This is a genomic window from Rheinheimera sp. 1928-s (assembly GCF_029269265.1).
In the GTDB taxonomy this organism is placed as follows: Bacteria; Pseudomonadota; Gammaproteobacteria; order Enterobacterales; family Alteromonadaceae; genus Pararheinheimera.
Genome location: NZ_JARIXP010000003.1, coordinates 41,879 through 55,150, shown reverse-complemented (window position 1 = coordinate 55,150; position 13,272 = coordinate 41,879). Strand labels below are relative to the sequence as shown.

General features: G+C 47.3%; 8 protein-coding genes. 6 read left to right on the top strand and 2 right to left on the bottom strand.

What is annotated here, in order from left to right:
• Window positions 1-19: 19 nt before the first annotated feature.
• Window positions 20-2,767: a TonB-dependent receptor gene (locus P3C17_RS07960; RefSeq protein WP_300928917.1), complete on the bottom strand. Its 2,748-nt coding sequence runs from the start codon at window positions 2,765-2,767 to the stop codon at window positions 20-22.
• Window positions 2,768-3,208: 441 nt separating this feature from the next.
• On the opposite strand from P3C17_RS07960, the gene P3C17_RS07955 reads away from it, so the two are divergent.
• Complete coding sequence (locus P3C17_RS07955) at window positions 3,209-5,629, top strand: TIM-barrel domain-containing protein (protein ID WP_300928916.1); 2,421 nt, start codon at window positions 3,209-3,211, stop codon at window positions 5,627-5,629.
• A gap of 44 nt (window positions 5,630-5,673) precedes the next feature.
• Entirely contained in the window at window positions 5,674-7,479 is a 1,806-nt protein-coding gene (locus P3C17_RS07950) for a glycoside hydrolase family 13 protein (RefSeq protein ID WP_300928915.1), read from the top strand.
• Here P3C17_RS07950 and P3C17_RS07945 read toward each other — a convergent pair.
• A complete protein-coding gene (locus tag P3C17_RS07945; protein WP_300928914.1) occupies window positions 7,473-7,856 on the bottom strand; it encodes a DCC1-like thiol-disulfide oxidoreductase family protein in 384 nt (127 codons plus the stop codon). The genes P3C17_RS07950 and P3C17_RS07945 overlap by 7 nt on opposite strands.
• Window positions 7,857-8,015: 159 nt before the next feature.
• Here P3C17_RS07945 and P3C17_RS07940 point away from each other — a divergent pair, with 159 nt between their 5' ends.
• The 4 genes from P3C17_RS07940 to P3C17_RS07925 all read left to right on the top strand — a co-directional run bounded on the left by P3C17_RS07940 (window position 8,016) and on the right by P3C17_RS07925 (window position 13,260).
• Window positions 8,016-8,873 carry a hypothetical protein gene (locus P3C17_RS07940; RefSeq protein WP_300928913.1) on the top strand — a complete coding sequence of 286 codons (858 nt, stop codon included), beginning with the start codon at window positions 8,016-8,018 and terminating at the stop codon, window positions 8,871-8,873.
• 9 nt (window positions 8,874-8,882) lie between these two features.
• A complete protein-coding gene (locus tag P3C17_RS07935) occupies window positions 8,883-9,224 on the top strand; it encodes a flagellar biosynthesis regulator FlaF (RefSeq protein WP_300928912.1) in 342 nt (113 codons plus the stop codon).
• Between the two features lie 158 nt (window positions 9,225-9,382).
• A complete protein-coding gene (locus tag P3C17_RS07930; RefSeq protein WP_300928911.1) occupies window positions 9,383-11,449 on the top strand; it encodes a M13-type metalloendopeptidase in 2,067 nt (688 codons plus the stop codon).
• A gap of 350 nt (window positions 11,450-11,799) precedes the next feature.
• Window positions 11,800-13,260: an MFS transporter gene (locus P3C17_RS07925; protein WP_300928910.1), complete on the top strand. Its 1,461-nt coding sequence runs from the start codon at window positions 11,800-11,802 to the stop codon at window positions 13,258-13,260.
• The last annotated feature ends 12 nt before the right edge of the window (window positions 13,261-13,272 follow it).

Genomic DNA, 13,272 nt, shown 5'->3' with positions numbered 1-13,272 from the left:
TCGGCAGTTTTGTTAATGCTTACAGCTTATAGCTGATGCCTAACATAAAGTTGCGGCCATAGTTCTGGAAGTCCAGCACACGACGCTCATCACCATTTTCGTAGGTGACAAACGGCTCGTTAGTCAGGTTGCTTACCTGGAACAATACAGATAAGCCTTCCAAACCTTCAAAACTAGACTGAGAGAAGTCATAGCCAATTTGTGCATCAACAACAGTCTCAGCTTTCACATCAACGGTTTTGCGGGTCAAGCTAATACCTGTGACTTCACCCAGGAAATCAGAACGGTAACGGGCACTGGTGCGCACTTCCCAGCCTGAGTTTTCGTAGTACAGTGTTGCGTTTACTACTTTCTCTGATAAGCCTGGCAACTTAGTCGGTTGGCTGTCTGCCTTTTCTTTTACTTCACTGTCTGTGTATGAACCGCTCAGGATAGCGCCAAAACCACTGAGAGACTGATGCAACATCTGGCCGGTAACGGACAATGTTAATTCCAGACCCTGAACATGGCCACCATTGCCGTTTTTAGGCGTACTGATGTAACCCTGACGCAGAGCTGGCTCGTTACCTACTACAGGTAAACCGGTAAAGTCATACAACTCTTGTTCGGTGAATACGTAGTTTTCTAAATCTTTGTAGAATAAAGCTGCGGCGAAATAGCCGTCATCACCAAAATAAGTTTCATAACTTAAATCGTACTGACGAGCCAACCATGGACGTAATGCCGGGTTGCTACCGCTGGCGCTCCATGGAGAAGCATCCAGATCGGTGTTGTTCTCTTTCGTTACATCGTAGCTGTAACCATTACTGGCATTCATACGGTCCATACGGGCACGTGCCAGAGTACGGGCTGCAGACACACGAACAACCTGTTCTTCCGCAACTTCAAAGCCGAAGTTAAAGCTAGGCAGCATTTCCCAGTATTTATCGCCGCCGCTTACCGGGGTCGCCACGACATAACCGGCGCTATCTTTTGTTGTTGCAAAACCACTAGAGGACTGGTCAGTGTGCACTGCTTGCAGACCGAAGTTACCTCTGACAGGAATTCCGCTCACTTCGCTTTCTACATTAGCTTTGACATAAGGCGTTAAAACTTCTTCACTGATATCCCAGTTATTTTGTACACGACCTGTATCATTTAGTGCGTCGTTAGTTTCGTTGTAGTAACCGTCGCGGTACAAGGCTAATGAGTCGTATGCGACCATATTACCCATGCCAATAAAGCCTAAAGACACATCAGGTAAAAGGTACTGGGCAGGAATATCCACATCAGCCGGGTAATCTTTTAAGGTCAGATACAAGCCTGTGTCACGTTTTAATTTATCGCGCTTGCTGCTATTGATACCAAACTCAATGGAGCTGATAGAGCCTTGCTCAAAAACCCGTTTTGCAGACAAACGTACAGCAGTCATCTCATCTTCAATATGAGGTGTATTGATAAAGCCGTCCTGTGCATTACCTGCCACAGTTAAACCGTTACCCCAACTCAGTGGGCCGCCTAACTTGATAATGTCTGTGTCGGAGTAATCCAGCGTTGGGCTAAAACGCATTGAACCATCTGCTGTGTATTCGAAGCCTATATTGTCAGCCACGCCATTCTGGTAACCGCGACCAGTGCCGCTGTAACTTTCCATACCGAAGTCGGTACGATCTGCTTTTGAATAGCTCAGATCGGTTTCTACCGACCACAGATCTGTTACCGTAATTTCTGTGTTCCAGCCAATCGCTATTGTGTCTGCGTCACGAATGTTTACGTCGTTACGGATCACGCCTTCAACATCGTTATACACACCTTTGGTCACCAGACCATTTTCACTGGTGTAACCTGGTTGTAAAGTGTTGCCTTGAGGGCCCCAAACGAATGGCAGTTCAATACCACGCAGTAACTGGGTGTCATTAAACTTAGAGTAATAGACATCTACTATAGTGGTCAGTTTATCGCTAGGTTTATATTCAACAATACCTAACCAGCCGTCGCGATCAAGTTCGCTTGAACGAACATAAGGCTTTGCACCGCCGATAGAAATATTGTTATTGCCTGCATCAGGATAACCCCAGGCATTCCAACGTTCTTCCTGGTTTGGAGATACCATTTTGGCATAACCAAAGGCTATACCTACAGTGTCATCTAAAAACTGGTCTATGTAGGAGAAGCTACCGCGGAAGCCATTTTCTTTACCATCCGGGTTTAATGAACCCAATGAGTTACGCTCACCACGTAAGTTCACCACCATCGTCTGCTCGCCATGAGCTAAAGGACGAATAGTTTGCATGTCGATGGTGCCACCAATGGCTTGTGCCATTACAGAAGCATCCGGAGTTTTATAAACTACAACGTTGCTCATCATTTCTGATGGATATTGGTCAAACTCAACACCACGGTTGTCACCTACAGTAACCTGCTCACGGCCATTTAAGGTTGCTGTGGTGAAATCCGGAGCTAAACCACGAACCGACACAACGTTGGCGCGACCGTCAAGGCGCTGTGCCGCCAAGCCAGGTAAACGAGCCAGGGACTCGGCGATACTCATATCAGGCAATTTACCGATCTCTTCGGCGGATACAGCTTCGACAATGGATGTCGATTCCATTTTCAAAGCCTGAGATTGTTGCAAGCTGCGGCGAATACCACGAACTTCAATCACTTCGACTTGGCTTTGGATTTGCTCTTGTGCTTCTGTAGACTGAGTTTCTTGTGCAACAGCAAGTGAACTTGCTCCTGCGGTTGCCAACGCTATGGTCAGCATGTTGAGTTTGAAGTTCTTCATTCCTTATCCCCGGTGTGTTGTTTTTTTATGTGCTTTTTAAGTTCTGGTTTGACCCGCACTTTTCGCACGATAGTGTTAACCCATGCTTTTATTAAACTTGTTCGGTCAACATCTCAACATGAATACGTATTCATCTTTTCTAAAGTGCACGAGCATGGCGCAAAGTGTGTTTTTTTCGCCCCAAACTGGTGCATTTCCTGCTTTTGCAGAATATGAGTAAAAATACCAACTACTGCAAACATAATTATAAATGCAGCGCAGAAGCACAGCCAGAAGGGAGAGTGTGCATACGTATGCATCTACTCTGCCATATGCTCCACTGATTTTTTGCACTAAGTTGTAGCATCTTATTGTCGTAACTTCAGTGTAGCAGTTACTTTTAACCCATCACAAAAGTGATGTGTTGTTTGGTTTAACTACTAAAAATGAGTAGAGAATTCTATGAAGATGAATCAGAAACTTTGCGTTTTCTGGATTGGACTATGGGCTTTAGCCGGGACTTTAGTTCCTGCGGAAGCTGCAAGCTATCAGCGGCACGAACTGGCTAATGATCAACTGCAGATCACAACCGAAGAGTACAAAGTGCAGCTTCGCTTCAAAAGTAGTGGCGCTGTAGAAGTGGAGTACCAGCGTGATGGTGAAAAGCAGTTACCTTCTTTCGCCTTAGCCGATTTGAAACAAAAAGTGCCTGGACAGCTTAGTGTTACTGATGATTTTTTAGAGTTCAAAACCGGACAACTGACAGTCAAAATACAAAAGTCGCCTTTTCAGCTCAGTTATTACCGTGGCAACGAACTTATTCTGACGGAAGAAAAAGGCTTTTTTGCTCATGAAACAATGAGGGGCTTCCGCTTTAAGCTGCAGGATGATGAAAAGCTGTTAGGCACAGGCCAGCGGGTAGTCGGCATGGACAGACGTGGCCAGCGTTTGCCTTTGTATAACAAAGCCAGTTATGGCTACACCACTGAAGCACAGCAAATGTACTTTGGTTTACCCGCTGTGATGTCGAGTGAAAAGTATCTGTTGTTGTTTGATAACAGCGCCAGTGGTTTTGTCGATTTAGGCAAAACTGAAAAAAAGGTGCTGCAATTTGAAGCTGTGGCAGGCCGCACTGCTTATGTGGTGATGGCGGCGCCCACTTATCCAAAACTGATTGAAGAGTACGTGACAGTGACGGGCAAGCAGCCATTGCCACCGCGTTGGGCCTTGGGAAATTTTGCCTCACGTTTTGGCTATCGCACTGAGGCTGAAACCCGCGCCATAGTGGATAAATTTGCCGCTGAAGACTTTCCACTGGATGCAGTCGTGCTGGATTTATACTGGTTTGGGCCAGATATTCAGGGCCATATGGGCAACTTAGCCTGGGACAACAACGCTTTCCCTAACCCTAAAGGCATGATCAGCGACTTTAAAGCCAAAGGGGTGAACACTGTGCTGATCACTGAACCTTTTGTATTAAGCACTTCCAAACGTTGGGATGAAGCAGTTCAGGCCAAAGCTTTAGCCACTGATTTAGCAGGTAAAGCCAAAACCTTCGATTTTTATTTTGGTAACACAGGCTTAGTGGATGTATTTTCAAAAGAAGGCACAAGCTGGTTTGAAGGTATTTACAACGAGCTGGCAGACTATGGCGTAGCAGGCTGGTGGGGCGATTTAGGCGAGCCTGAAGTGCATCCTGCTGATGCGATTCATAGCCTTGGCACGGCGGACGAAATTCATAATGTGTACGGCCATCGTTGGGCTGAACTGGTGTATCAGAACCGCTTAGAAAAGCAACCAGAACAGCGCCCTATGATTATGATGCGTTCGGGTTTTGCCGGCTCACAACGTTTTGGCATGATCCCCTGGACAGGCGATGTCAGTCGCAGCTGGGATGGTTTAAAACCTCAGGTGGAGTTGGCGCTGCAAATGGGTTTGTTAGGCCTGGCGTATACCCATTCGGATTTAGGTGGTTTTGCCGGCGGCGAAGTGTTTGATAAAGAAATGTATATCCGCTGGTTGCAATACGGTGTGTTCCAGCCTGTGTATCGTCCTCACGCCCAGGAGCAAATAGCACCAGAGCCAGTGTTGCACGACAAGGAAACTAAAGATATTTTGCGGGAATACGTCAAGTTACGTTACCGCTTAACGCCTTATAACTACACGCTGGCGTATCAAAACAGCAGTACTGGTATGCCATTAATGCGACCGCTGTTTTTTGAAAATGAAGCAGACACCAGTTTAATCGCCAATAAAGACAGTTACCTCTGGGGCGATGCCTTTTTAGTCACTCCGGTCACTGCTGCTGGTGTGAAGTCGGTACCAGTGCAGTTACCTGCGGGTGTCTGGCTGGATTATTGGACAGGCAAAGCCTATCAGGGCGGCAAAACTATTGAGCAACCGACCGACTTAACCACTTTACCTGTGCTGGTTCGTGCCGGCTCTTTTGTGCCTATGGTGCCCGCTGTACAAAGTTTAAAGGACTACAGCAGCCGTCAGCTTGAGCTGCATTATTACCACGATAAATCCATCAGCCAGGCCAAAGGCCACATGTATGAAGACGATGGCAAATCGCCAGATTCATTAAGCAAAGGCCAGTATGAACTGCTGACCTTCAGTGCTGCGGCAAAAGGCAAGAGTTTGGCTTTTGAATTCAACCGCACTGGTTTGGGTTATGCCGGTATGCCAAAACAGCGGGAAACTATGTTGGTTGTTCATCAACTGGCGAAACCTGCTACCGCGCTGGTGAATGGTAAGGCGCTGAGTTGGGTGAATTCAGCAGCAGAACTGGTAGCAGGAAGCGCTTATTTTGATGCCAGCAAACAGCAAGTGTTGCTGAAACTGAACTGGGATCAGGCCAAAGCCAGGGTGGTGGTAGAGTGAAGCCTCTTCATAGGATAAAAACTGTGCTGCTGAGTGTGGCGCTGATGGCGAATCTTGTTTTCGCCAGTCCAATCGAACATCTGGAGCCCGCCTTTTGGTGGGCAGGTATGAAAGAGCCAAAGTTGCAACTGATGGTGCATGGCAAAGATATTCAGCACACTCAGGTGCAACTGAGTTATCCGGGCGTGAAGCTTTTGGGTGTGCAGAAGGTGCAAAACCCTAATTATCTGTTTGTCGATTTCGAACTGAGCCCTGATGTAAAACCTGGCAGTTTTGAGCTGAGTTTTAGCCACAATGGCAAGACAGTAGCGAGGCATCACTACAGCTTACTGGCGCGTAAAGAGGGTTCGGCACAGCGCCAGGGTTTTGCTCAAAAAGATTTAATTTACCTCATCACACCGGATCGTTTTGTCAACGGCGACCCCGCAAACGATGAAGTGAAAGGTATGAGCGAAGGGCTGGACAGAGCAAACCCTGGCGGCCGGCATGGTGGTGATATTGCCGGTATGCAGCAGGCTTTGCCTTATTTACAGCAACTGGGTGTGACGCAGATCTGGCCTCAACCGCTGACGGAAAACAATAGTCCGGCTTATTCCTATCACGGCTATGCAGCTACGGATCTCTACAAAATCGACCCACGTTTTGGCAGCAATGAAAGTTACAAAAACTTTGTACTTGAGGCCAATACACATGGCATAGGTGTGATCCAGGACATAGTGGTGAATCACATAGGCTCCAATCACTGGTGGCTAAAGGATTTACCGGAAAAAAGCTGGCTGAATTACAACGCCAGTTTCCATCCAACCAACCACGCCCGCACTACAGTGCAGGACCCTTATGCCGCAAAGGTCGACGCCAAAGCTTTTGTCGATGGCTGGTTTGTAGAAACTATGCCGGATTTAAATCAGCGTCATCCGCTATTGGCGACTTATTTGATCCAAAACTCCATCTGGTGGGTGGAATACGCTCATTTATCCGGTATTCGTGAAGACACTTACTCTTATGCGGATAAAGATTTTCTGACTCAGTGGTCTAAACGCCTGATGAGCGAATACCCGAATTTTAATATTGTCGGTGAAGAGTGGAGTGCTAACCCTGTTGTGGTGTCCTATTGGCAAAAAGGCAAACAAAACTCCGATGGTTATCAGTCATTTACACCTAGCATGATGGACTTTCCGCTCTATTACGCTTTACTGGCGGCGCTGACTGAAGAAGAGTCATGGGATAAAGGCTGGATCAAACTTTATGAAGCTTTAGGCAACGATGTGATTTACCCTGACCCAACCAATCTGGTGTTGTTTGAAGGCAATCACGATACAGCGCGGATATTTTCGTTATTCAATGAAGACAGCGATCTGTATCGGATGGCGATGATTTACCTGCTGACTGCACCTCGTATTCCGCAGCTGTATTATGGCACTGAAATTCTGGCGCAAAGCCCTAAACAGCGTGACGACGGTTTAGTACGCAGTGATTTCCCCGGTGGTTGGGCAGGGGACTCAGTGAATGCATTTAGCGGCAAAGGTTTAAACCAGGCTCAGCTACAGGCACAGCAACTGATCAAAACCCTGGCGAATTACCGTAAAAACAACGCTGTATTACATCAAGGAAAGATGAAACATTTCAGCCCGGTCGATGGTATTTACAGTTATGTGCGTTATCAGCACAACAAACAGCTGTGGGTGTTTTTTAATAAAAACCCTGATGCTAAAACCGTGGATCTAAAGCGTTATGCTGAACTCTTACCAGCCAATGCCCGCTTTATAGACGTAATGACAGGCAAAAGCATCACCACCAATGGCAGTCTGCAACTACCTTCCCGTGGCAGTCTGGTGTTAGAGCTTCAGTAAGGCAAAGGTGGTATTTTTAACAGCTTTAATAACAGATTGCGTCCGGCCCGCAGCAGTGGATAACTAAAGCGGGCCCGGCGTGCAGATTGAAACCAATACAACCAAAGCCTGTTGCGCCAACTGGCTTCATTCAGTGAGGCCAGTAGTTGTAATACTTCAGCTCCCTTTAACCAGCGACCGTCCACTCTTAACAGCATGCTTTGATTTATAACCAAACCCAGATGATGCAGTTCAGCCAGTAACAGCGGGGCTCGTTCAGGCAAATCTCTGGCATTGAGCAGCGTCAGTTCGCCGAATTGTTTTTGCAGCCGCTGCGATGCCACATAGTTGCGGCACAAAGGGCAGTCTCCATCGTAAATCAGCAGTAGCTGTTGCATATCCATCCTTTTCAATGACACGGTGGCCAGTCTAAAGCAAAAGCCTTTCTGCATGGTGAACTGGCGATAAAATAGCCATATTAAACTGGCGAAACAGCGCTGCAGGGTTAAACTAGTAAGTAGTTTAATTTCTGGTCGCCAGTCCAGATGGAGTTTTTCATGATCAACAACATCAGCCCGGGCTTTATGCCGTCAAACCCGGTGGTTAATCCTGCTACAGCCAGTGCTGGTTCCAATGTGGCCACTACAGAAACTACAGCGCCAGCCAGCAAAAAAGCGGAACTGGAATTTAGCCCTGGTCGTAACTCGGCCAAAGACTATTCGGCTGTGCAGCAAAGTCTGGCGAAGGGCAAAGGTGCTGTGGAAAGTGCACAGGCCGCCACAACAGAGATTAAAGATTCACTGGTGAAAGTACGGGAAGTGGCCACTCAACTGGCAGATGATTCGTTGGCTGCTCCTGATCGTGAAAAGTTACAAAAACAGTATGCTGAATTGCGTACCGGCATTGAAAAATCACTGGAAAGTGCCAGCTATAAAGGCGCTGATGGCGGCAAAGGCTTGAATTTGCTGACCGATAAAGACAGCAGCAAAGTGACTATTAATAGTTATGGCAGTCAGTCTGAACTGCGCAGCAGTACCCTGAATAAAAGCCTGGGCCTGCCGGAGAAAATAGGCTCAGCAGCCGAAGCCCGTGATTTGTTAAATGGTAAAGAGGGCAAAGCCAGTGTACTGGCGACGGCTGAGACTGCAGTGGCCGACAGTACAGAACGTCTGGCAAAAGACGATAAAAAGCTCAAAGCCCAATTGGAAACTGCAACAGCAGTCAGTAAAGCAGTGAATAGTCTGGAATCTGAACGTACAGGGGGCCGCAATTCAGCCCGTGCTGCGCCAGATGAAGACAGCAGAGCTGCTTTGTTAAAGCAGGCTGAAGAAACCCGTCAGCAATTAAAACAACAGGCCATGGGTATAGGCAATAAAGATCAAGGCGCTCGCTCTTTACTGAGTTTATTTAACTAAGTCCTTCCGATGCGCAAACCATTGGAGCTGTATCGTGCTACCCGGCTTTTAGCGTCAAACACCAAAGCCCTCGAGGCTCAGGTGTTTCGACGTGTCCTCTATCAGCTTGAACTGGCACAACAAGGTTCTGAGCTGGAGCAAACTAAAGCTTTGGCTGATCTTCGGGTACTGTGGTTGACTGTGTCAGGTTTAGTCAGCGATCCGGATAATCATCTGCCTTTAGCGCTGCAGGACACGCTGCAACAACTGGCTGTAGCTGTGCTTAGCGAGCTGGATGTACCTGTGGCTGAACAAGACAGGCCATGGTTGGTTCAGGTGACCACTCAGATTGCTGAAGGCCTGGAAGCCTGACTGACAATTTCTCCGTCAATTATTTGCCAGAGCAGAGACTTATCTGGTTTGATTTGCCACTAGTCGCAGCCCAAATCTTAAGACTGGACAATACCCTTCTTTTCTCTACACTGGTTTTGCGTAAAAACTGATAACTAAAATCAATTTCAGGAAAAACCATGTTAAATAAATCTACTCTGGCCCTTGCAGTGCTTGTGGCACTGGCAGGCTGTGATAAAGCCCAAACCCCAACTCAATCCACAGAAACACCTGCTGCTGTGGCTGAAGTAAAAACCTTAACTTCAGGTATTGAGCTGTCCAATATGGACACCAGCGTGAAACCAGCCCAGGATTTTTTCCGTTATGTAAACGGCAACTGGCTGGCAAAAACTGAAATACCAGCCGACAAAGGCCGTTGGGGCAGTTTTGACGAATTGCGTGAAAACGCTGACAAACAAGTGCTGGCAATAGTGCAGGAACTGGCGGGCCAAACGGCAGAAGCAGGCACAGATACTCAGAAGATTTCCGACTTCTACCGCTCTTATATGGATACGGCGACTCTGGACACTTTAGGTTTAGAGCCATTAAAAGCCGACTTTACCAAAGTAGAAGCTCTGACTTCTCATGCCGATTTAGCCAAGCTGTGGGGCGAATTCCAGGCTGCTCGTACCGGTACTCCTGTCGTATTATTTGTCGGTCAGGATCAAAAAGCATCGGATCAGTATATTGCCCTGGCGAACCAGTCAGGTTTAGGTATGCCAGACCGTGATTATTATTTAAATACTGATGAAAAATCGAAAGAAATTCAGCAGAAGTATCAGGCTTACATTAGCAAAGTGGCTGAATTGGCCGGCTGGGACGATCCGGCGAAAGTAGCTGCCACTGTCTATGCGATAGAAACCAAGCTGGCCGAAGCTCAATGGAGCAGGGTGCAAAACCGCGACCGTAACGCCACTTATAACAAATTAACTCTGGCTCAGCTTGCGGAAACTGCGCCAGGTTTTGACTGGGCTGCTTTATTGGCTGCAGCCAAACTCTCTGATGTAAAAGAGTTAGTCGTGCGTCAACCGACTTACCTGACCGCTTTTGCTAAGTTACAAAGCGAAATTTCGCTTGCTGACTGGCAGAGTTACCTAAAATTCCATCTGGTGCGTGCCAACAGTGAGTTATTGGCCAGCAGCTTTGATCAGGCCAGTTTTGAGTTTTATGGTAAAACGTTGTCTGGTTTAGAGGCTCAGCGTGAACGCGAAAAACGCGCTGTGGCAGCACTTGAAGGCTCTTTAGGCTTTATGCTGGGCAAAATGTATGTCGATCGCCACTTTAAGCCCGAAGCGAAAGAGCGCATGGATCAATTGATCAAAAATATGCGAGTCGCTTTTAAAGAAGCTATAGATGGTCTGGAGTGGATGAGCCCTGAAACCAAAAAGGCGGCTCAGGAAAAACTGTCTAAGTTTAATGCCAAAATTGGCTACCCTGATGTATGGCGTGACTACAGCTGTTTAGAAGTAAAAGCTGGCGACTTACTGGGCAATATGCAGCGTAGCAGCCAGTGTGAATTCGACCGCATGGTGGCCAAATTAGGCCAGCCGGTCGAWCGCACTGAGTGGGGCATGACACCTCAAACCGTCAATGCCTATTACAGCTCAACGATGAATGAAATTGTTTTCCCTGCAGCCATTTTACAACCGCCATTTTTTAATGTGAATGCGGATGATGCGGTGAACTACGGTGCCATCGGTGGTGTGATAGGACATGAGATTACCCACGGTTTTGACGATCAGGGTCGTCGTTCAGATGGCAATGGTAACTTAACCGACTGGTGGAAGCCTACAGATGCAGAGCAGTTCCAGAAACGTGCTCAACTGATGATAGACCAGTACAGTGCCTTTAATCCTATTGATGATTTAAAACTGCAGGGTGCTTTAGGTTTAGGTGAAAACATTGCCGACTTGGGTGGTTTAACTGTTGCTTTTAAAGCTTATCAAACCTCGTTACAGGGCAAACCTGCTGCTGTGATTGATGGTTTCAGTGGTGATCAGCGTTTCTTTATGGGCTGGTCTCAGGTGTGGCGAATCAAGTTCCGTGATGCTTCCTTGCGTCAGCAAGTGATCACAGGACCTCATTCTCCGGGTATGTACCGAGTGTTGGGTGTGCTGTCGAATATGCCTGAATTTTATCAGACCTTTGATGTGAAACCTGGTGATGGTATGTACCGTGATGATGCGGTACGGGTCAAAATCTGGTAACGACTGACCGCTGTGCAGGGACGTCTTTTGGCGTCCCTTTTTACAACTGGGAAAAGCGTTAAGCCGTCATTCCCTGCAAGAGTATAGTGATCTGGAAAAAATCGGCATCTGCTTCAGGCTGAGCCATACTGATTCAGGTGATCTTTGATACTCTGTGCAGCGGCTGAATACGTATTCAGCTGGTTGCTGGCTCTGGCAAAGGCTGTTCTAATCGATCTCTTCTCCAACGCTCTAACAAGCGTCGTCAGCGTTGTCCATTGCAGGTGAACTGAAGGCCGGATTAGATGACAGAGGAGCCGGTTTCAGGTGAGCGCTCACCTGACATTCACATAAAAATAATAGGACAATAGATGAAACAACCGCAGTTATCGTTCTGGCAGATATGGAACCTCAGTTTTGGTTTTCTTGGGGTGCAAATTGGTTTTGCTTTGCAAAATGGCAATGTCAGTCGCATCCTTTCCGATCTTGGCGCTGATTTATCGTCATTGTCATTGTTCTGGTTAGCTGCTCCTATCATGGGATTGTTAGTGCAGCCCATAGTAGGTGCTGCTTCGGATCGGACCTGGAACAGATTCGGACGTCGTATTCCTTTTATGCTGGGTGGTGCAGTCGTTGCCGCTGGCGCTATGGTGTTGTTACCTAATTCTTCCATGGTGGTTGCCTTTATTCCGCCTATGTTGTTTGGTCTGGTGATTTTTGCAATTAAAGACGCCGCTTTTAATGTCACCTTTCAGCCGTTTCGCTCTCTGGTCTCGGATATGGTTCCAGCCGAACAACGTAATCTGGGGTTCTCTGTCCAAACCCTGCTGATTAACATTGGTGCTGTTTTTGGTTCTATTTTGCCTTTTGTACTGACCAACGTGATTGGTCTGGATAACGCTTCACAAACCGGCCAGGTGGCTGATTCAGTGATTTGGTCCTTTTACATTGGTGCTACTGTGTTGTTGGGCAGCGTGTTGTGGACTGCGTTCAGAACCCGCGAATACAACCCTGAACAATATTGCCAGTACAAAGGACTGGACCTTGAAAAATTGCAGCAACAGCGCGAAAAAACCAGCTTTGCTGAGAAGATGAAGTCATTCTGGGCCACTATGCTGTCGATGCCTGGCATTATGAAACAGCTGGCTCTGGTGCAGTTTTTCTCCTGGTTTGCTTTGTTTATCATGTGGACTTATTTCCCGGCCGCTGTAGCTCAGAACAACTGGGGTGTTGCAGTGCACTGGTTTGATCCGGTTTATATTCAACAAATGGGTGGTGTGCCTGCCGATATAGCGGCTGCCAAAGGTGCTGCAGGCGATTGGGTTGGTATTCTGTACGCAGGCTATTCTCTGTTTGCCGTATTTTTTGCGATGGTGATGGCAAAGCTGGCCAATGTATTTGGCCGTAAACTGGTGTATTCCTTTGCGTTAGCTTGTGGTGGTGTGGGTTATCTGAGTTTTGTACTCTTTAACGATCCGACCCTGACTCAGGTGGATTTGCTGATCACTGAAGTCACTATTCCACAAGGGGCTTTGTCTTTAATGATCCCGATGATAGGCATAGGTATAGCATGGGCTGCCATACTGGCGATGCCTTATGCCATTCTGGCAGGCGCGTTGCCAGCGAATAAAACCGGTGTCTACATGGGAATTTTCAACTTTACCATAGCCGCGCCTCAGATTGTTTCAGGTTTACTGGCGGGTTGGATCCTTGGCTCTGTCTTTAAAAATGAAGCTCTGTATATTGTGATGCTGGCAGGTGCTGCCATGATATTGGGGGCTTTGTCTGTGTGGTTCGTCAAAGAACAAGAGAGCACAGCAGCGCAACAGTGACACACAAATGAA

What these genes read in the sequence shown, in the direction of transcription:
- P3C17_RS07950 (WP_300928915.1), top strand. Translation starts at nt 5,674, where the DNA reads ATGGCGAATCTTGTTTTCGCCAGTCCAATCGAACATCTGGAGCCCGCC.
- P3C17_RS07960 (WP_300928917.1), bottom strand. Translation starts at nt 2,767, where the DNA reads ATGAAGAACTTCAAACTCAACATGCTGACCATAGCGTTGGCAACCGCA.
- P3C17_RS07935 (WP_300928912.1), top strand. Translation starts at nt 8,883, where the DNA reads ATGCGCAAACCATTGGAGCTGTATCGTGCTACCCGGCTTTTAGCGTCA.
- P3C17_RS07955 (WP_300928916.1), top strand. Translation starts at nt 3,209, where the DNA reads ATGAAGATGAATCAGAAACTTTGCGTTTTCTGGATTGGACTATGGGCT.
- P3C17_RS07940 (WP_300928913.1), top strand. Translation starts at nt 8,016, where the DNA reads ATGATCAACAACATCAGCCCGGGCTTTATGCCGTCAAACCCGGTGGTT.
- P3C17_RS07945 (WP_300928914.1), bottom strand. Translation starts at nt 7,856, where the DNA reads ATGCAACAGCTACTGCTGATTTACGATGGAGACTGCCCTTTGTGCCGC.
- P3C17_RS07925 (WP_300928910.1), top strand. Translation starts at nt 11,800, where the DNA reads ATGAAACAACCGCAGTTATCGTTCTGGCAGATATGGAACCTCAGTTTT.